Below are 20804 nucleotides of genomic sequence, written 5' to 3' on the forward strand. Positions count from 1 at the left end.
AACTTATGCTTTGCTATTAACTAATTACTAACTTCCAGCTTGCTCAACTGTAAATTTGAAACGCGCTGCAATATCATCTGATATATCATCTAAAGTTTCGGTAGTAACATCCCAGAATCCATTACCAGTCATTAATTCTGCTATGAAAGCTTCAACTTCAGATTTTGAAAAATATGGAGTTGTTGTTCCTGGCTGACGTGTAAATTGTAAACTGTATATAAATCCGAAGCCTTCAGATAAATCATGAAAAGCAGAACCAAAATCAGAACCTAAGCCAGCTTTACCTTGTTGTAGATAGTATACAGCTCTAACTCCAATGATTTCAGAAACTTTTTCTCTAATAATTTCAGCTTGCTCATCTCTAACGGTATAGTTTTTTTTAACTATTGCCGCTCTTCCCAATTTAAAAGCATCATATATCTCAGTTGCTATACCAGCAAAATCAGTATCACCTTCTACACGAGATAAGTACTTGCTTAAAAAGCTATCTGCATTTAACTGTGGAGCTAAAGCATCATCTGCACCATATAAGTAACCAAAAGCTTCATCCCATTTGTGCTCCATAGTCGTATAGTTTTTACCTTCAGCAACTGTACCAGCATCATTGTTGGCTCTATTATCTCCTGCATCTAAAACAGATGGACTTAAATAATTATTAAGCATTTGGTCTGCCATTAAAGCACCAATTAAAGCTTTATTAATAGCTTGGTTATACTCCAACCCTTTAGCATTAACATAACGTGTAGATCCACCACCAGCTTCTTGAATTTTACCTGCTGTACCAGCAACTGCATCTGTATCCCAATTAGGAAAAACTTCGCTTACTTGATTAGCTATCCAAGTATCAAAATCTGCTTTAATTGCATTGGCATCTGTAGAATTTGCAGAAAAATAATCGCTAGATGCTGCAGTTTTACTCCTAATGTTTTTAGTAGATTCGTTTAAATCTGATGTAGAAAAGTAATTTCCGGTATTAGTAAACATACCATCTAATTCTGCTTCAGTTTTTGAACTATTTTTTATTGCAGAAACAAATTCTTGTCCCATTTCAATTCGTGTGGACTGACCACTATAACTAACTGTAGTAGTACTACCTCTTTGAAATTGGTAAGTAGCAGGTGCAACAACTTGTAGTTCACCTGAACCGTTATCATCATCACTAGAACATGATGTTAATAAGGCTCCTATTACAAATAAACTTAAGACTAACTTTTTCATTTTTAATTAACTTTTAATTGTTTTTATTATTCTTATTAAGACTTGTTATAAATAATTTATGCAAAAATAACAATGAAAGGCAAATCTCCAAAATTTATTTAGATTAAATTTAAATAATATTATAAATAATTATTTAACAAACAGTTACAATCTTTAATATTAAAAATATGCTTAAAGATAATATGAGGTTTCATAACTTATTACCCTACTTGATCATAAGTTCTTAATTAGTGAATTTAAAGGAAAAGTTTTTAAGTAATTAATTATAAAAAGGTTAACTATATAAGATTTAGTCTTTGGTCAAAGCAATAAATCTTTCATTTTTTTTTAAGAATTTCAAACGCTTTGTAATTTAGAATTTTGCTTTTGTTTTTATATCCACTATTTAGCAATTTTTCAACATAATTGAGCGCACTATTAATATCATTTTTATCGATATAATTCTCTATTTGTTCAAAATAAAGAAATGAGTAATCTGGATATAAAAGCATACAAATATCATAGCAAAAAATTGATTTGTCTTTATCATTGCTAGCACTTCCATATTTTGCACTTTCAATAGCTAACGCATACACTTTAAATAACAAACATCGAATCATTTTCTTTTTAAGAATAGTGCTTTTTGCTTCTTCTTTTGTTAGCTTATTGACTCGAGATGTCCACCATTTAAGATTCTTATTCTTTTTTGTTAGATCATTTGCAAACCTTTTGGCAAATACATTACTGAGATTAGTTTCTTCTTTATAAATAGATTCTAGTTGTTTTTTTTTACCTATTAGTACTTTGTTTTTACTCAAATCACTTAGTCGATTAGATATACTATCTATTTGATAATATGTTTCGAAACTTTTAATAATTCTCTTATACTCCTCTTCAGCATACAACAACTTATTATCGTTTTCTATCTGAATTGCTTTGTTATAATAATTTTGGTAACTGGTTTTTATAGCATCATTATTTAGAGGAATAATCCCTTTTCTATAAGCTTCTAATTGTAGCCAATCAAAAGCACTTAAAATTTGCTCTTGAGATGGCCATTTATGATTCATCTCATAAGTAAATAAAGAATTAGAAATATTGAATTGCGACAGATATACTCTCATTGAATTCATCTCAATTAAATTCATGTCTTCATCACCTATAATACCTGCGTAAGAGAAAGAATGATCTGTAGACAAATTTGTTGCTGATGCAGAAAAACCTGCACCACAAGCAATAACTCCTTGGATTTTATTAGTAACGACTGTAATCGCAAAGGCTAAGCGCGCTCCTCCAGAAAACCCAGAAGTATAAATTCTATTTGCATCTATATTAAAATCAGAAAATATTTTTATGAATAGCCGATTAGTAATTTCAAAATTTTCTAAAGAACCATTTTTTGAATTATTAGAGCACACTTAAATATAGCCATATTTTTCTGCAGCTTCTATAAAAGGTTCAATCCCAACCTTACCTCGAGCAGCTGGATCAAAAATAAAGACGATAGGTGAGAGATTTTTTTTCTTGTAACTTGCTGGTAAATAAAACGCTTACGATTCTTTAGATTCTTTTTCAATTAAAATCTTATCTATCGTTTTGCCAGTTATATAAGTATTTTCTAGTGCTATTATAAACTGACTGCAGCAAACTATCAATATTAAAATAATTTTTTTAATCATTAGAAATGTATAGTTTTCATCGATTTAGCATCTAAGATAATATCATAATTAAGACAAAACTCATTTAGGTAATCTAGATCTCAAAATATTTCTTGTTCTAGAAATAAACTTATAAATCATAGGTAAGGGATCTTTTAGAGCAAACTGAAGAGGTGTATGTTTTAGTATGAAATTGACTTTAAAAATAAATGTTATATTTTTTTTTATAGATTTTACAACACCTTTTAAGTTTATGTAACTTATATAACTGTATTGTGGTATTTTAAATATATGCCCTTTACTTGCAAGACAATATAAATATGGAAAGTTAACCCCGGCAATTAGTGAAGCATCTAAAGACACCCAAAATCTAGCATTAACCTCAATAACCTTAAACAAATTTGCCTTTCTATCATATCGCATATCTATATGAGCTACACCATTCCATTTGAGAGACTTCATTAGTTTTTCTACAACCCTATAAAGCTCATCTTCATATAGAAAACTCAATCCAAATTGAGGAGAAAACTGATTTTTCCCAGTCATATTACCTTTTTGAATTGTAAATGCTAAAATCTCACCTGATTTACATAACACGCTGCAATCTATATCGTAACCTTCTATATATTCTTGAACTATATTTATATATTCAAAATCATGATTTGAGAAATAATGATGTAATTCTTCTTTAGAGTTGAATTTAATAATTCCTTGACCTCCACCGAAACCTTCTTCTGGTTTTATTATTACGGGGAAATTTAAACTATTTACGTTGTCAAACTCTAATTCAGTTGATAATGAAACAGTCTTAGGGTTTGGTAAATTATTTGCATCTAAATGCTTCGCTAATAGCCCTTTGTTTAATGCTGTATCAAAATTAGAAAGTGAAGGTAATAACCCTAATCTATCTTGTTGTGATATTTTAGTTTTATGTTTAATAAGTGTTCTAATACCTGTTTCAAAAATTGGCATAATCACTTCTATATCATGTTTTTCTAATTCTTTATTAATATTGTTTATCCAATCTATATCTGAACTAGTTTTGGCGTAATATGAAAACGTTTTTATATATTTAGAATAACGCATTGGGTTATTCATTTCATTAGACATTAAATATAAATCTATATTCTTCAATTTAGACATACAACTAACTACGTACAGTAATATATGACTTTCCCCATCTGGAATTAGAATTGAAAGTTTAGAATTAGTATCCATTCTCTATTTGGGTATTTATGGGTCTTTTACCTTTCCAAAATTTAGAAATAAAAAATATAATCCAAATCCATAAAATAGAAATATGAAGCAAGTGCATTATAATATCATTGAATAAAAATCTAATTAGTAAATCAACAATAAATAAAGTGAGATAAAAATTGGGAGTAAATATTAACAAATAACGTAATGCACTAATATTAATCTTATCTACGGAATCTGTTTTTATTTTTAACCAGTATGCATTTTTAATATTAGAAGCATTATCATGAATGACATAACAATTATTGAAATAAAAACTAAATATCTGTTTAAAAAAAACACTCACATTTTTATTAATATAGATGTTGATTTTCTCTTTAGGCCAAATCAAAAATATCAATAGAATTATAACTATATCCTCATAAAAATGACCAAATCTAAAAAATATTATGGTGTACAAAACAGAATGAAACAAGATAATAATCCAAGCAACCATTACATGCCTCTTTTTTATTAGAATTAAGACTGCTATGGAAAACTCTACCAACATGGAAAACCAAGACAATAATTTGGCAAACCACATATTTGGTAAAAATTCTGATACTGATATAAAGAAAGGATTCTCTCTAGAATTACCCAACCAATTATAGATAAATTGACCACTCCACCAATCTGCTTCAAAAACCTTATTAAATACTGCACCAAAATATACTAAGCTTAATTGTATAAATAACAACCTAGGAGGACTATTCTTATCTGATAGGCCAGCCAGCAATAAAGCACAACCACATATAAACAAGTGATTTCTAAAAAGTGATTTAGAAGACAGTATAACCATTATTACAGAGCATCCAAGAATTATGGCCATAGTCCTGGGTCTAATGTTGAATAGTAATAACAAACCTGAACACAAAAAAAGACTCCTTAATGTGGTTTTAAACACATTGGGATATTCTAGAAAATAATCTAAGGCTCTAATGAAAGGTATGAACGGGTCTTCAACGTAACCAATAAAACCATGAGCAACTATTAAAAGAAATAGTAGCTTACACATTAATAATATATTTGGTTGCATTTCTTTAACCAAAAAATTAAATGGAGAATAACGGTTGTTATAAAAATATTTCATCGCTCTAATTTCCAGACACGTTCGTTGTGACCATTTACTAAGTATTTTATTTCAACATTGGCATTTTCTCTCTTTCCATAAGTCGATTCATATTGGGTAATAATATTAAAACCATTATTTATACTTCTAGGTTCTATACCCTTAGAAACGTATCGATATCGATTTTCTATTTCTTTATCTGTTAAATGTACCCCATTTACGACGACATCAATATCTAAATAGGTGTGTTCATCAAATGGTGCCCAACAAAAAAAGCGTTCTGCTGAAAATTAAGCAAAAGCAATACCAATAATTTGAAGCATTAAGAAGATAATCCCTATTTTATATCTAATATTCATAAGAAATATTTAAGTATCTTTTTTTGTATAAAAAATAAGCTTTAAAATTTAATTTCGATGTATTAACAGCTTTTCTAGAAATAAAGCTTCTCAACTATGTTGTTTATTTGCCCGACAAAAAAAACAATTTTAACTATATAATAAATATTAATGATATGAGCTAAAAACCTTTGTCGCTTCATTATAAGAACTTTCGAAGCTCATCGCATTGAGATCATGGGCTTTTTTTTGAGTAAAATAAGATAACAATTTTTCAGTTGGCATATTACCTGTTAATTCATCTTTTGCCATTGGACAACCACCAAAACCTTGAATTGCACCATCAAAACGTCGACAACCTGCTTTATAGGCTGCATCAATTTTTTCGAACCAAGTGGTTGGTGTGGTATGCAGATGTGCGCCAAATTCAATATCTGGATATTTCGGAATAAGGTTAGAGAACAAATATTCAATATTATCAGGGTTTGAGCTTCCGATTGTATCACTTAAAGACAAAATATTAACACCCATTTTAGACAGGCGTTCTGTCCATTCACCAACGATGCCTACGTTCCATGGATCACCATACGGATTACCAAATCCCATTGATATATAAACTACGACTTTTTTATGACTCTTATCCGCAATATTTAATATTTCGGAAAGGGTAATAACAGATTGAGCTATGGTTTTATGTGTATTACGCATTTGAAAGTTTTCCGAGATAGAAAAAGGAAAACCTAAATAGTCAATTTCAGAATGTTGAGCAGCATCATTAGCACCACGAACATTAGCTATAATTGCTAATAATTTACTTTTGGTTTTACTTAAATCGAGTTGCGCTAAAACTTCTGCCGTATCTACCATTTGCGGAATGGCTTTAGGTGAGACAAAGCTACCAAAATCAATAGTATCAAAACCAACTCTTAGTAAAGACTGAATATACTGTACCTTCTTTTTAGTAGGTATAAATTCCTTAATGCCTTGCATGGCATCTCGAGGACATTCTATGAGTTTTACAGCTTTATTCATTGGTTCAAATATAAGCTATTTAGGATATTACAATAAAATGAAAACCGCTATTCCAATAAACACAAAAATCTGAAGCCATTTTAATACTAAGCCAGAGTTTTTATGCTTCAATGTATAGATCTTTATTTGTCCAGCAAGAAGAGCTATTGTAGAAAAAATAATAAAAGATACCAGCATAAAAAGACCACCCAAGATATAAAATTGCCGAACTGTGCTCATGGTATCACTAAATAAAAATCCAGGAAAAAAGGCTAAAAAGAAAATAGTAACTTTTGGATTTAGAACATTCATAAAAAAACCTTGTACGAATAAGTTTTTCAAGCTTTTCGTAGGTACTACTTTGGCTTCTAAATCTAAATCCTCATCAGACATATAAACCTTATATGCCAAGTACAAAAGATATAAAGCACCTAAAACTTTAATACCGAAAAACAAATTTTCATTAGCCTTAATAATCGCAGAAACTCCAAATGCTAATAAAGTTGTATGCACAATACAGCCAGTTATTAAACCACAAACAGTAGCTAAGCCATAAGATTTACCATTTGTAATACTTTGTACTAATACATATATATTATCTGGTCCAGGTGAAATTGCCAATGCACAGGTTGCAAATACAAAAGATATAAGAATATCGTAATTCAAAATATAAAATTTACTCAAAAATACATTAAAAGTCATATTAATAATAGTAGTAGAATATAAGCTCATAAAATAAATTAAAAGTAAGAATAAGACTACTTGAAACATCATTTCATCGATAATATACTATAGTTATTAGTTAAATTTATATTTTAGAGCACCCTTACTATAAATAACTAAATATGAATATTACTAAATTATTAAAACCAGTTATTAAACTTGTATTAGTTTTCGCTGTAAGCACTTCAATTTATTCACAAAATAATGAATGTGGGTTTACCTATTCACCAGAAGCACAAAACTATTTTGACTCTATTAAAAGTGAATTAGAAATATTAGAAGAGCAATTTCTACAAAATCGTTTGACTTCAAGAAGTTCTACTGCATTAACTTCTGTACCAATTAAAGCACACATCGTAAGACAAACTAATGGCACAGGTGGTTTAACAACTATAGAACTTGATGATGCTATCGCAACAATGAATTCTATTTATGTAGATGCCGGCTTAGAGTTTTATCTATGTGATACGATCAATTATATAGATGATGATAATTTTTATGCATACGAAACTAATGATGAGTCTGCACTATTTGCTGCTAATAGTGTCGCAGATATTATGAATATCTATTTTACCGACAATATTGTAAGTAGTAGTTCAGGAGGTGGCCTTTGTGGTTATGCTCGTTTTCCTGGGGGTGCAATCACTGAAAATATCTTAATGGCTAATAGTTGTGCTACAAACGGAAGTACATTAGCTCATGAGGTTGGTCATTTTTTCGCTTTAACACATACTCATGGTGGAAGTAATTCCACTACTACTGAAGAACTGGTAAATGGATCTAATTGCGATACCACTGGAGATTTTATTTGTGATACACCAGCTGATCCGCAATTAAGTTATGGTAATGTAAACGGAGCTTGTGAGTATATAGATCCTTTTACACAAGATGCAAATGGTCAAACTTACGTTCCTGACCCTCAAAATTTAATGTCATACTCTCGTAAAGAATGTAGAACATTATTCTCACCACAACAGTTAGCTAGAATTAATTCTATTTATCATCTCTCTAGAAATAATATTACCTGTTCAACTTTTGGTGCAGATTTTGTGGCTGACGAAACCGTAAGTTGTGGTGCAAACCTCACAGTAAATTTCACAGACACTAGCGCAGGTGCAACTTCATGGTCTTGGGATGTAGATGGTGATGATATTGAAGATTATACAACTCAAAATATTACACATACATATAATGCTATTGGTGATTATGATGTAGCATTAACTATTTCTGATGGCACAACTTCAGTGACTAAGGTAAAACCGCAATACATAGATGTTGGTGCACAAGAAATAAATACAACTATGATAAGACTAAATTTAACTCTAGATGATTGGCCAAACGAAACATCTTGGCAATTTCTAGACGAAAATGGGACTGTTATTGATTCTGGTGGTCCTTATGTAAATCCTACAGATGATTTTGCAAATAAAACTGCACAGTTTACGGTAAATACAGATATGTGCTATACGTTTATAATATCGGATAGTTATGGAGATGGTATATGTTGTTCTTCTGGTAATGGTTTTTACGAATTAAGAGCCACTGATAATACACTTTTAGCGACAGGAAGCGATATAGGTTTTGGTGAAACTAACGGCTTTTTTAATGGTGTATTAAGTGTCAATAATTTTAGCACAGAAACCTTAAAATTATTTCCTAATCCATCCTCTAGCACAATCTCTATCACATCCAATTCTTTACCTGATTCTTATATTATTTATAATACACTAGGACAGGTTATTAAAAGGTCTCAAGTAGAATCAGAAAATGATCTTGAAATAAATATTGAAAGTTTAAATAATGGAATGTATTTTATAAAACTAACAAAAGACAATGCAGACCAAGTATTATCTTTTGTAAAAAATTAGAAATAAAAAAACATATCAAATAAAAAAGACACATTAATAAAGCGTCTTTTTTATTATTGCTTTGTTGATGTCTTTAATCAATTTTGGACCTTCATAAATAAATCCTGTATAAACTTGAACTAAATTGGCTCCAGCATCCAATTTTTCTAAAGCATCTTCGGCTGAGTGAATACCTCCTACTCCAATGATAGGAAAAGATTTATTACTTTTTTCAGATAAATATTTTATGACTCGCGTAGATTTTGCTTTAATCGGTAGACCACTCAAGCCACCATTTCCAATTTCAGATAAACGCTCATCAGAAGCCTTTAAATCCTTTCTTTCCGTAGATGTATTACTTGCAATAACACCATCGAGATTAGTCTCAGCGATAAGCTCTACAATTTCATCAAGTTGATTATTGTTAAGGTCTGGGGCAATTTTAAGAAGAATTGGTTTTTGCTTTGCAAATTTTGAGTTTGCATTTTGTACAGCGCCAATGAGTTCTAACAAATAGTCTTTATCGTTTAACTTTGCATGGCTTCCAACATTAGGACAGCTCACATTAAGTACAAAATAATCTACGTAAGGATGCAAGGCATTAAAACATTCTAAATAATCTCTTGTATAATCTTCAGGTTTAGTTTGTGTATTCTTACCTATATTTCCGCCAATAATCAATTGCCCTTTATTTTTCTTTAATTGAACAATAGCAGCATCTATGCCTTCATTATTAAAACCCATTCGGTTAATAATCCCTTTATCATCTTTTAAGCGAAATAAACGTTGTTTAGGGTTACCTTCTTGTGCTTTTGGAGTAACAGTACCTATTTCAATAAAACCAAATCCAAAATTAGCCAGTTCGTTATACAAGGCAGCATTTTTATCGAAACCTGCGGCTAGTCCTACGGGATTTTTAAACTTAAGCCCAAATAATTCGCGTTCAAGTTTCTTGTCTTCTATTATATATAAGGTTTTAAATAAAGGTTTAAATCCTGGTAATTTTGAAATATTTCGAATTAATGAAAATGTGAAATGATGAATTTTTTCGGGATCGAAACTAAATAGAATTGGTCTTATTAATGCTTTATACATAAGATGTAATTTCAGTGCAAAAATAAAGCAAATAGAATCAAATTAAAAGAAACTTGTCCTTTACCTAAGTCTTAGTTATTTTTGAATACAATCCATAAGCATTATGACCAATAAACAGCATATTATAGAGCGTTTTATTAGCTATATTACAATTGATACAGAATCAGATCCTAATTCTGAAACCACTCCAAGCACAGAAAAACAATGGGATTTAGCTCATAAATTAGTGGAAGACTTAAAAGCAATTGGACTGAGTGATGTCACTATAGATGATAATGCTTATATCATGGCAACACTTCCAAGTAATGTAGAACATGATGTTCCGATAATTGGATTTATATCTCATTTTGACACGTCTCCGGATTTTACAGGTGCAAATGTTAACCCACAGATAATAGAAGCCTATGATGGTAAAGACATTGTACTTAATGAAGCTCAAAACATTGTGTTATCACCAGATTATTTTGAAGATTTATTACATTATAAAGGACAAACTTTAATCACTACAGATGGCACAACTCTATTAGGTGCTGATGATAAGGCTGGTATTACAGAAATTGTAACAGCTATGGAGTATCTTATTAATCATCCAGATATTAAACATGGTGATATTAAAATAGGGTTTACACCAGATGAAGAAATCGGAAAAGGTGCACATAAATTTGATGTTGAAAAATTCGGAGCAGATTGGGCTTACACCATGGATGGAAGTCAAATTGGAGAGTTAGAGTACGAAAATTTTAATGCAGCAGGTGCAGTAATAAAAGTAAAAGGCAAGATAGTGCATCCTGGTTATGCTAAAGGTAAAATGGTTAACTCTATGTACTATGCCTCAGAGTTTATAAATGCTTTACCTCAATTAGAAACACCAGAGCATACAGAAGGATATGAAGGTTTTTTTCATTTACATACAATTGAAGGTAAAGTAGAAGAAACTAAGCTTCAATACATTATAAGAGATCATGATATGGCTAAATTTGAAGCTCGAAAAGCTTTGATGCAGAAAATTGTATCTGACTTAAATGCCAAGTTCGAAGCAGATATCTTTGAAATAGAACTCAAGGACCAGTACTTTAACATGAAAGATAAAGTTGAACCAGTAATGCATATTGTTGACATTGCAGAAGAAGCAATGAAAGCTCTAAATATTACACCATTAATTAAACCAATTAGAGGTGGTACAGATGGTTCTCAGCTCTCTTATATGGGATTACCATGTCCTAACATTTTTGCTGGAGGTCATAATTTCCACGGTCGTTACGAATATGTACCGGTAGAAAGTATGCAAAAAGCTGTAGAGGTGATTTGCAAAATTGCTGAATTAACGGCGTCAAAAAATTAATATAAATTTCTTTTTATGGTTTTAAACTCTATAAATTTTACGCGAAATATATCATCAATAGTCATTTTTTCGATTTTATTTTTAATTAGTTGCACTGATAAAAAGGAAGTGGTAAATGAAGAGGTTAATAAGAATAATAATGAATTAGCACTGCAATCATTACGTCATGTAGTACTTTTTAAGTTTAAGGATGATACTTCTAAAGAAGTTATTTCAGAAATAGAAACTTCATTTGCATCTCTACCAAATAAAATTAAAGAGATTAAGGATTTTGAATGGGGTTTAAACAATAGTCCTGAAGGATTAGATAAAGGATTTACTCATTGCTTTTTTGTAACTTTTGAAAATGAAGAAGCTAGATCAGTATATCTACCACACCCAGATCATAAAGCTTTTGTAGAATTACTAGGCTCACATTTAGATGATGTCCTAGTTATAGATTATTGGGCAAAATAGGTTCTAGTTTAATTATGAAAATTGATTTTATAAAGATTTTCAATTAATTTAGTAAAATGCAAAAAATATATTCCGTAGAAGAATACTTAGAACTCAACTCACATTACGCAGATGAACTTACAGTTTTGCGAAATATTATTATGAGTACAGAGCTTGAAGAAACAGTAAAATGGAGTATACCAACCTATTGCTTAAATGGTAAAAACATATTGGGTTTAGGAGCTTTTAAAAATCATTTCTGTCTTTGGTTTCATCAAGGTGTGTTTTTAAAAGACGCTCATAACTTACTTGTTAATGCTCAAGAGAACAAGACCAAAGCCATGCGCCAAATGCGCTTTAAAACTAAAGCAGATATTAAAGAAGCTGCTAAACTATGTAAAAGAAGCTATAGAGAATCAACGTGCTGGTAAAGAAATTAAACCAAAACGTGCAACTAAAGAAGAGTTATTATTCCAGAAGAACTTAATCGTATTCTAAACTCAAATAAAGAGCTAAATACTTCTTTTAAAGCATTAATACCTGGCAAGCGACATGAGTATTGTGAGTACATATCTGAAGCTAAAAGAGAAGCTACAAAGCTTAAACGCTTAGAAAAAATAACTCCAATGATTATAAAAGGAGTAGGCTTATACGATAAGTATAAAAATTGTTAGCCCATCCCTAACCCTTCTGAGGAATGGAAATCGTTGTCAAAATAAAAAGGCTGTTCAAATGAATGAACAGCCTTTTAATATTTTTAGACAATCAACTACTTTACAACAGCTGGTGCATTTAATTTTTTACTCATTTCCATAGAAATTGCAGAACGGTCAAATTTAATTTTGCCAGCTAAGGTTTCAATAACACAACTGTTATCCTTATCGTTTAGCTCTACTATTTTTCCATGCATTCCACTTTTAGTAATCACACGATTACCTCTTTTTAACTCACTTGCAAACTTCTTTTCCTGTTTAGCACGTTTCATTTGTGGTGCAATCATAAAGAAATACATCACAGCAAATATGGCTATAAATGGTAAAAATGATCCTAATCCTTCCATAAAAATTAATCGTGGTTATGTCCTTCGTGACCTGGCTGTGTTGAAGATTTCTTCACTGCTCCATTGTTTGTAGCTAAAGGATTTATTGTTGCAGTACCAGCTTTCTTTACTGGTGCATTTGGATCTTGTTGTACCATTGCTCCAATCTTTACTACTTCTGTTCCTTTTTCTGTATTAGCAGTAATAGTTAATGACTTAGAAACTTTACCATTTCCTTTTCCATTAAACTTTACAGTAAACTCACCTGTTTCACCTGGTGCAACTTCTTTTGTATAGTTAGATGGTACCGTACAACCACATGTACTTTTAATATTACTCACTACCAACATAGAGTTACCTGTGTTTGTATATTTAAATACAGTTTCTACTGGAGTTCCGTTCATAATTGTTCCGAAATCGTGCTCTTTTTTGTCTAAAGCAAGAACTGGGAAATTACCTGCATTCGCATCTCTTTCTGCAGCAACAGCTACATTCTCAGATTTAATTTTGCTAGCTGCATCTTCTTTACAAGATGTAAACGCAACCATACATAATGCGCTAAGTCCTAAGATTACTTTTTTCATTATTATATTTTTTTTAATTAATTTATTACTAAATTCTTTCAGCCCCCAAAGGTACTAATAATTTCATCGAATTAAAATTTTTGGCCTAGTGTTAACAGAATTACATAGGAATTTACTTTCAAAATAATAGAAAAAGTGTCTACATTAAACCTCTTCCTGTCTTTGGGTGTAGATTATTAGCTTGGTATTCTTTTACAATTTTATCCAAAATACCATTTATAAATAAGCTGCTTTTTGGTGTAGAGTACTCTTTAGCAATTTCTAAATATTCATTAATAGTAACCTTTTGTGGAATTGATGAAAATTTCTGAAACTCACAAAGTGCCATCTTTAATAGTAAACCATCTAAGCTTGCTAAACGCTCAGAATCCCAATTTGTAGTTTTAGCAGAAATCTCTTCAGAAAACTTAGAACTATTTAGTAATGTCTTTTTAAATAAATCTTTTGCAAACGCCTTATCATCCTCATCTTTATATAAGTCTGGAAGTAATAAGGTTTCTGGTGATGTTAACTTCAACTTCCTTAGAACTTTCAACATCGTTGTATTAACCACAGGCAAATCATCTACCCAAGTTAATTTTTTATCTTCAAAATAATCGTAAAGTTTATCGTTTGGTGCTATAATATCAGAATATATTGCTAATACAAACTGCTTATCCTTCTTAAAAGAAAGGTCTGTTTCATTTATATAATCAGTATATAAATCGCTTTTTAAAATCGCTTTAAAGAGAATATCGATATATTCAAAATCTAAATCCCAAAAGTTCAACTTACGATTAGTAATTTGTTCTTGTAGCATTTGGTTACCACTAATAAGATTTAAAAGTTGATTGTCTTCAAACTTAGTATTTGGATTCTTATCAGAATCAGTTCCAAGTATTTTTTTTTGAAGCTTTTGGTTGTGGTTTTTACTCTTTTTATGTAACGCCGTGAGTAAAGCTAAAATCGCTAAATACAAATCGTACATACTATCTAAACTGTGCATTAAAAACTTTTCGTCTTTAGCAAGATCATCGCTCTCTGTCCCTTTAAAAGCATACATGGATTGCATTACTTTTATTCTGATGTGTCTTCGGTTTAGCATGTATAAGAACTACTTTAATTTGGTTATAAAAAAGGTGAGTTAAAAACTCACCTTGCAAAAGTACTATTATTTAATATTGAAATAAAAATTAAAAGACGTCTATTTCAAATTTTCTTGTTTTCTAATTGCTATACGCTCTTTAGCAATATTTAATGCGGCTACATGTGTCGTTAAATTATTTGCTTTAGCATTATCCAGAATTTCAAGTGTTGTATTATAAATATTCTCTGTTTTACGCATTATTTCTTGTCTGTGATAATCTTCCAATTCTGCATAAACATTAATTATTCCACCTGCATTTATTAAAAAATCTGGTGCATAAACGATACCTCGCTCTTGCAAAATTCTACCATGTTTATTTTCATCTGCCAATTGATTATTAGCTGCACCAGCTACAACTTTAGCTTGTAATTTGTATATGCTATCGTCATTTATAGTAGCACCTAATGCACATGGTGCATAAATATCCATTGCTTCACTATAAATATCATTACCATTATAAATAGTTACACCATATTTAGAGCGCACTTCTTCTAATCGCTCCTGACTAATATCTGAAATAGTTACTTTGGCACCTTCATTTACTAAATGTTCAACTAAAGCTTCACCAACATTACCAATACCTTGAACGAATACATTTTTATCCTCTAATATATCTGAGTCAAATTGATATTTGGCTGCAGCTTTCATACCCATAAAAACACCATAAGCTGTGATTGGTGACGGGTTACCTGCACCACCTTTACTTTCTGAAATTCCAGTCACATAAGGAGTCACATCTCTAACTATGTCCATGTCTCCAGTTGTCATTCCTACATCTTCGGCAGTAATATAACGTCCACCTAACGAATGAACAAACTCACCAAAACGTCTCATTAACTCTGGTGTTTTCTGAGTTTTAGCATCGCCAATAATTACGGCTTTACCTCCACCAAGATTTAATCCAGTAATAGCAGATTTAAAAGTCATACCTCGAGATAAACGCAATACATCATTTAAGGCTTCCCACTCATTATTATATTGCCACATTCGAGTACCACCAAGTGCTGGACCCAAAACTGTATTATGAATTCCAATTATAGCTTTTAAACCAGTATCTTTGTCATTACAAAAAACGATTTGCTCATGATCGTCAAAAGAATATTGACCAAAAACAGGATCTATTTTTTTTAAGTCCTTAGACGTTAGGATATCTGAAGTCATTTTAATTAAGATTTAGGTTGTTTGAAGAATCTCTAAAAACAGCGAGCAAAAATAAATTATTAATAGAGGATTAGCAAAATATTAACTATAAAATACGATTATCGTAATACTTTTGACCTACCAAATACACTATGAAGGCATTAAAGCATCTCAATAAATACTTTTTTAAATATAGATACCGCTTAATTATTGGTGTAATTATTACCGTTGTTGCGAAAATATTTATGCTTTTTACTCCAAGGTTTGTAGGAGATTCTATTAATGTTATCTCAGATAGGTTGAATGGCGAGATTTCTTATGAGGTATTTGAAACTGAATTAGTAACCAACGTACTATACATTGTGGGCGCAGCAGTAATTGCTGGTATATTCACCTTTTTAATGCGACAAACTATAATTAATGTTTCACGCTATATAGAATACGATCTTAAAAATGAAATTTATCAACACTATCAAATTCTATCTTTAAATTTTTATAAATCCAATCGAACTGGTGATTTAATGAATCGTATTAGTGAAGATGTTGGTAAAGTGCGCATGTATGTTGGACCAGCTTTAATGTATACTATAAATACCATAACTCTATTTACAGTAGCCATTATTTACATGGTAGGTACAGCACCAAAACTTACTTTATACACGTTATTACCACTACCAATTCTCTCTGTTGCTATTTATAAATTAAGCCGTTTAATAAACAAACGTAGTACCATTGTTCAACAATCTTTGTCAACGCTATCTACATACTCACAAGAAACATTCAGTGGTATTTCTGTCGTAAAATCGTATGGAATTGAGCCAAGAACCAACTCTGAGTTTGAAGGACTTTCCAATGAGAACAGACAAAAACAAATTAACTTAACAAAAGTACAAGCTTTATTCTTTCCTCTAATGATTTTACTTATAGGTGTTAGTAATCTTATTGTAATATATATAGGAGGAATGCAATATATGAATGGTGAAATTGAAAAAATAGGAACCATTGCAGAGTTTATTATCTACGTAAATATGCTTACATGGCCTGTGGCTACAGTAGGATGGGTAACATCATTAGTACAACAAGCCGAAGCATCACAAGAACGTATCAATGAGTTTTTAAAGACTGAGCCAGATATTCAAAACAATGCTAGTGCATTAACACCTATTAAAGGTGATATTGAGTTTAAAAATGTATCTTTTGTATATCCAGACACCAATATAGAGGCCTTAAAAAATATTAGCTTCACTATTAAATCTGGAGAAACTTTAGCTATACTTGGAAAAACAGGTTCTGGAAAATCTACTATTTTAGATTTAATCGGTCGTCTTTATGATATAGACAATGGTAGTATCCTTGTAGATAACACAACAATTTCTGATCTGAATTTATACAGTTTAAGAGAAAGTATTGGCTATGTACCACAAGATGCATTCTTATTTTCTGATACTATAAAAAACAATATTAAATTTGGTAAAGAAGATGCCACAGACGAAGACGTTATTGAAGCTGCAAAAAATGCCAGAGTACATAAAAATATTATCGGATTTAATAAGGGTTATGATACAATTTTAGGCGAACGTGGTATAACACTTTCCGGTGGACAAAAACAACGTGTATCCATCGCTAGAGCAATTATTAAAAAGCCAGATATTTTGTTATTTGATGATTGTTTATCTGCTGTTGATACCGAAACGGAAGAAAAAATCCTTAAGAATTTAGTGAAACTCACCAAAGATAAAACAACCATAATAGTAAGTCACCGTGTGTCATCTGCAAAAAATGCTGATCATATTATAGTCTTAGAAGATGGTAAAATAATACAGAACGGAAGTCATAAAAGTCTTAGCAAAAGTGATGGTTACTATAAGGAATTATATACTAAACAACTCTCTGAAAAAGAATTGTAATAATTAGTTGGTTACTATTCTTTTTTTTTGGATTTTTGAATTGCAATTATAAAAAAAGATTGAGTTATGAGTGATTATGGAATGATGGACAAAGAAGAAATTTATTCTAAAGTACTGCGTGCAGGAAGAAGAACCTATTTCTTTGATGTTAGAGCTACTAAAGCCGGTGATTATTATCTTACGATTACAGAAAGTAAAAAATTTACCAACGATGATGGTTCTTTTCACTACAAGAAACATAAGATATACCTTTACAAAGAAGACTTTACTGAGTTTAGAGAGATTTTAGCTGAAATGACTGATTACATCATCAACGAAAAAGGAGAAGAAGTAATTAGTGATCGTCATCAGAAAGATTATAAACGTGAAGATAATTTTGTAGCCCAAGAAGCAAAAACTCCAGAAGACACTAATTTTGGTATAGATAGTTTTACAGATATCAGTTTTGATGATATATAAATAATCATCTCACAAATTATATAAAAAAAACCGTTACGAATCGTAATGGTTTTTTATTTTTATAAACTAACCAACCTTTTTTCTATGCAACGTATTGCTTTATTTTTGTTTTTGGCAACCACTACACTTTTTTCTCAATCTGATACTGACTTATCGTATTATTTACCACAAGATGTAACCTATAACTCAAATATTCCTACTCCACAGAGTATTGTAGGTCATAATGTTGGTGAGTGGCATATTACACACGACAAGTTAGTTCAATACATGTATGCATTGGCTGATGCTTCTGAAAGAATTACTATTGAGGATAGAGGCAAAACTTTTGAGGATAGACCTCTATTATTACTAACTATTACATCTCCTAAAAATCATCAAAATATTGATGCTATTCAGTCTGCACATGTTAAAGCAACTGAAACTAACACAGCTAATATAGAAAATAGACCAATCGTAGTTTATCAAGGATTCTCTATCCATGGTAACGAACCTAGTGGCTCAAACGCAGCGTTGTTAGCTGCTTATTATCTAGCTGCTGCAGAAGGTTCTAACATTAATGATTTACTTAATAATGCCGTTATACTTTTCGATCCTTCATTTAATCCTGATGGTTTACAACGTTTTGCTTATTGGGCAAATACAAACAAAAATATAAACCTTAATCCAGATCCAAATGATAGAGAGTATAGTGAAGTTTGGCCTGGTGGACGTACTAATCATTATTGGTTTGATATGAATAGAGATTGGTTACCTGTACAATTACCAGAGTCTAGAGCACGTATTAAAACCTTTCATAATTGGATGCCGAATATTCTAACAGATCATCATGAGATGGGAACAAATTCAACGTTCTTTTTTCAACCTGGTATCCCATCTCGTACACATCCATTGACTCCTCAATTAAATCAAGATTTAACGAAAGGTATTGCTAATTATCATGCTAAGGCTTTAGATAAAATTGGTTCTTTATACTATTCGGAAGAAAGCTTTGACGATTTCTATTATGGTAAAGGCTCAACATTTCCGGATATTAATGGTGGTATTGGTATTTTATTTGAGCAAGGTAGTTCTCGTGGACATATACAAGAGAGTGAAAATGGAATATTGACATTTCCTTTTACTATAAAAAATCAGTTCACAGCTGCATTATCAACACTTGAGGCTGCGCATAAAATGAGAACTGAAATTTTAGACTATCAGCACAATTTCTTTAAAAATGCGCGAGATGAAGCTTCAAAAGAAGGTAGTAAAGCCATTGTATTTGGCGACGAAAAAGATGCTGCAAAAACATATCATTTAGCTGAAATATTGAAACGTCATCATATTAAGTTTCATGATATAAAATCTAACTTCTCTGAAAATGGTAAGAACTATAAAAAGGGTTACAGTTATATTGTTCCAAAAAATCAAAAGAATACAAGATTGATAAATGCTATGTTTGAAAAAAGAACAACGTTTCAAGACAGTTTGTTTTATGATATTTCGGCATGGACATTTCCTTTAGCTTTTAATTTAGATTATACTGAAACCACTACTAAAAATGCTGGTGATTTAGTTGAAGATTTACAACATTTAAAAGGAGGTGTAAATTCTAAAAGTGAATATGCTTATTTATTTGAATGGAATGAATATTATTCTCCAAAGCTTTTGAATCAGATTTTAAAGAAAGGCTTGAGAGCTAAAGTGAGTATGAAAACATTTAAAGCAAATGGCAAGTCATATGATTACGGAACTATTATGATTCCGGCAAAAAATCAGGATATGACAACTTCAGAAATCTATAATTACTTAAATAATCAAGCTCAAGAAAGTTACATTAAAATTGATGCGGTTTCAACAGGTTTGAATGAAGGTATTGACTTAGGTAGCCGTAATTTTAGAGCATTAGAACTACCTAAGATTGCGCTATTAGTTGGTGATGGTATGACATCTTATGATGCTGGTGAAATATGGCACTTGTTAGATACACGCTATGATATTATTGCTACAAAATTAGATACTAAAAGTTTCCGTAGAGCAGATTTAAGTCGTTACAATACTATTGTTATGGTTAATTCTTCATCAGGACTTAATGAGAGTAATACTAAAAAATTAAAAGCGTGGCTTCAAGATGGTGGTACTTTAGTAGCTTACAGAAACGCTTTAAAATATCTTAAAACAAAAGAACTTCTGAAAGCTGATTTTAAGAAAAATAAAATGACTGCTAAAAATGTCACTTTCGAAGAACGAGGAGACTATAGAGGAGCACAAGTTATAGGTGGTGCTATTTTTGATACAGACTTAGACCGTTCTCATCCTATAAATTTTGGTTATCAAAATGACAAACTGGCGATGTTTAGAAATACAACCTTGTTTATGAAAGCTGACAAAAACAGTTATAACAACCCTATTCAATACACAAAAAAACCTTTATTAAGTGGTTATATTTCTGAAGAAAACCTAGATAGTATTAGTAGTACAGTACCTTTAAAAATAGCAGGAGTTGGTCGCGGAACCATTGTTGCATTTACAGATAATACAAATTTTAGAGCCTTTTGGTATGGCACTAATAAGTTGTTGATGAATGCTATTTTCTTTAGGGATGAATTTTGATGTCAT

Annotated in this window: 19 protein-coding genes; 8 read left to right on the forward strand and 11 right to left on the reverse strand. The window is 30.9% G+C overall.

Translation table 11 applies throughout. The features are described from left to right. Window positions 1–27: 27 nt before the first annotated feature. The 6 genes from WPG_RS00275 to WPG_RS00300 form a co-directional block, all read right to left on the reverse strand. Window positions 28–1218, reverse strand: coding sequence for a DUF4856 domain-containing protein (locus WPG_RS00275; protein WP_045467863.1), 1191 nt, complete (start codon window positions 1216–1218; stop codon window positions 28–30). A 317-nt stretch (window positions 1219–1535) separates the two neighbouring features. Further along, window positions 1536–2615 carry a hypothetical protein gene (locus WPG_RS00280; protein WP_045467866.1) on the reverse strand — a complete coding sequence of 360 codons (1080 nt, stop codon included), beginning with the start codon at window positions 2613–2615 and terminating at the stop codon, window positions 1536–1538. 321 nt (window positions 2616–2936) lie between these two features. Further along, entirely contained in the window at window positions 2937–4073 is a 1137-nt protein-coding gene (locus tag WPG_RS00285) for an ATP-grasp domain-containing protein (RefSeq protein ID WP_045467868.1), read from the reverse strand. Next, window positions 4063–4920 (reverse strand): hypothetical protein, encoded by an 858-nt coding sequence (locus tag WPG_RS00290; RefSeq protein WP_171817139.1) that lies wholly within the window; start codon window positions 4918–4920, stop codon window positions 4063–4065. Before WPG_RS00290 ends, WPG_RS00285 begins: the two co-directional genes overlap by 11 nt. Before the next feature lie 746 nt (window positions 4921–5666). Further along, window positions 5667–6530 (reverse strand): hydroxymethylglutaryl-CoA lyase, encoded by an 864-nt coding sequence (locus WPG_RS00295; protein ID WP_045467873.1) that lies wholly within the window; start codon window positions 6528–6530, stop codon window positions 5667–5669. A gap of 27 nt (window positions 6531–6557) precedes the next feature. Further along, entirely contained in the window at window positions 6558–7175 is a 618-nt protein-coding gene (locus WPG_RS00300) for a LysE family translocator (protein WP_231850292.1), read from the reverse strand. Window positions 7176–7354: 179 nt separating this feature from the next. Here WPG_RS00300 and WPG_RS00305 point away from each other — a divergent pair, with 179 nt between their 5' ends. Beyond that, entirely contained in the window at window positions 7355–9100 is a 1746-nt protein-coding gene (locus WPG_RS00305; protein ID WP_045467875.1) for a T9SS type A sorting domain-containing protein, read from the forward strand. Between the two features lie 33 nt (window positions 9101–9133). On the opposite strand, the gene WPG_RS00310 is transcribed toward WPG_RS00305, so the two are convergent. Beyond that, a complete protein-coding gene (locus tag WPG_RS00310; RefSeq protein WP_045467878.1) occupies window positions 9134–10174 on the reverse strand; it encodes a quinone-dependent dihydroorotate dehydrogenase in 1041 nt (346 codons plus the stop codon). A 103-nt stretch (window positions 10175–10277) separates the two neighbouring features. On the opposite strand from WPG_RS00310, the gene pepT reads away from it, so the two are divergent. From pepT to WPG_RS18455, 4 genes are read left to right on the forward strand one after another with little or no spacing between them, the layout of a single operon-like run. Beyond that, window positions 10278–11516 (forward strand): peptidase T, encoded by a 1239-nt coding sequence (gene pepT, locus WPG_RS00315; protein ID WP_045467881.1) that lies wholly within the window; start codon window positions 10278–10280, stop codon window positions 11514–11516. Window positions 11517–11531: 15 nt separating this feature from the next. Next, on the forward strand, window positions 11532–11972 hold the full coding sequence (locus WPG_RS00320) for a Dabb family protein (RefSeq protein ID WP_045467884.1): 441 nt from the start codon (window positions 11532–11534) through the stop codon (window positions 11970–11972). A gap of 56 nt (window positions 11973–12028) precedes the next feature. Continuing rightward, the gene (locus WPG_RS18450; protein ID WP_231850225.1) at window positions 12029–12382 is read left to right on the forward strand and encodes a DUF1801 domain-containing protein; all 354 of its coding nucleotides are present in this window, start codon (window positions 12029–12031) and stop codon (window positions 12380–12382) included. Between the two features lie 39 nt (window positions 12383–12421). Next, window positions 12422–12625: a YdeI/OmpD-associated family protein gene (locus tag WPG_RS18455; protein ID WP_262507873.1), complete on the forward strand. Its 204-nt coding sequence runs from the start codon at window positions 12422–12424 to the stop codon at window positions 12623–12625. Between the two features lie 95 nt (window positions 12626–12720). Here the strand turns inward: WPG_RS18455 and yajC are convergent, their stop codons facing one another. The 4 genes from yajC to WPG_RS00345 form a co-directional block, all read right to left on the reverse strand. Continuing rightward, window positions 12721–13011, reverse strand: coding sequence for a preprotein translocase subunit YajC (gene yajC, locus WPG_RS00330; RefSeq protein ID WP_045467886.1), 291 nt, complete (start codon window positions 13009–13011; stop codon window positions 12721–12723). 5 nt (window positions 13012–13016) lie between these two features. Further along, on the reverse strand, window positions 13017–13574 hold the full coding sequence (locus WPG_RS00335) for a DUF1573 domain-containing protein (RefSeq protein WP_045467890.1): 558 nt from the start codon (window positions 13572–13574) through the stop codon (window positions 13017–13019). Between the two features lie 139 nt (window positions 13575–13713). Further along, window positions 13714–14658 carry a transcription antitermination factor NusB gene (nusB, locus tag WPG_RS00340; protein ID WP_231850226.1) on the reverse strand — a complete coding sequence of 315 codons (945 nt, stop codon included), beginning with the start codon at window positions 14656–14658 and terminating at the stop codon, window positions 13714–13716. 99 nt (window positions 14659–14757) lie between these two features. Next, window positions 14758–15861 carry a Glu/Leu/Phe/Val family dehydrogenase gene (locus tag WPG_RS00345; protein WP_045467893.1) on the reverse strand — a complete coding sequence of 368 codons (1104 nt, stop codon included), beginning with the start codon at window positions 15859–15861 and terminating at the stop codon, window positions 14758–14760. Window positions 15862–15992: 131 nt separating this feature from the next. Between WPG_RS00345 and WPG_RS00350 the strand changes: the two genes are divergently transcribed. The 3 genes from WPG_RS00350 (at window position 15993) to WPG_RS00360 (ending at window position 20798) form a co-directional block, all read left to right on the forward strand. Then, on the forward strand, window positions 15993–17747 hold the full coding sequence (locus WPG_RS00350) for an ABC transporter ATP-binding protein (protein WP_045467896.1): 1755 nt from the start codon (window positions 15993–15995) through the stop codon (window positions 17745–17747). A gap of 66 nt (window positions 17748–17813) precedes the next feature. Continuing rightward, on the forward strand, window positions 17814–18206 hold the full coding sequence (locus WPG_RS00355) for a PUR family DNA/RNA-binding protein (protein ID WP_045467898.1): 393 nt from the start codon (window positions 17814–17816) through the stop codon (window positions 18204–18206). A gap of 84 nt (window positions 18207–18290) precedes the next feature. Then, the gene (locus tag WPG_RS00360) at window positions 18291–20798 is read left to right on the forward strand and encodes a M14 family zinc carboxypeptidase (RefSeq protein ID WP_084221486.1); all 2508 of its coding nucleotides are present in this window, start codon (window positions 18291–18293) and stop codon (window positions 20796–20798) included. Window positions 20799–20804 lie beyond the last annotated feature (6 nt).

Source organism: Winogradskyella sp. PG-2, from assembly GCF_000828715.1.
In the GTDB taxonomy this organism is placed as follows: Bacteria; Bacteroidota; Bacteroidia; order Flavobacteriales; family Flavobacteriaceae; genus Winogradskyella.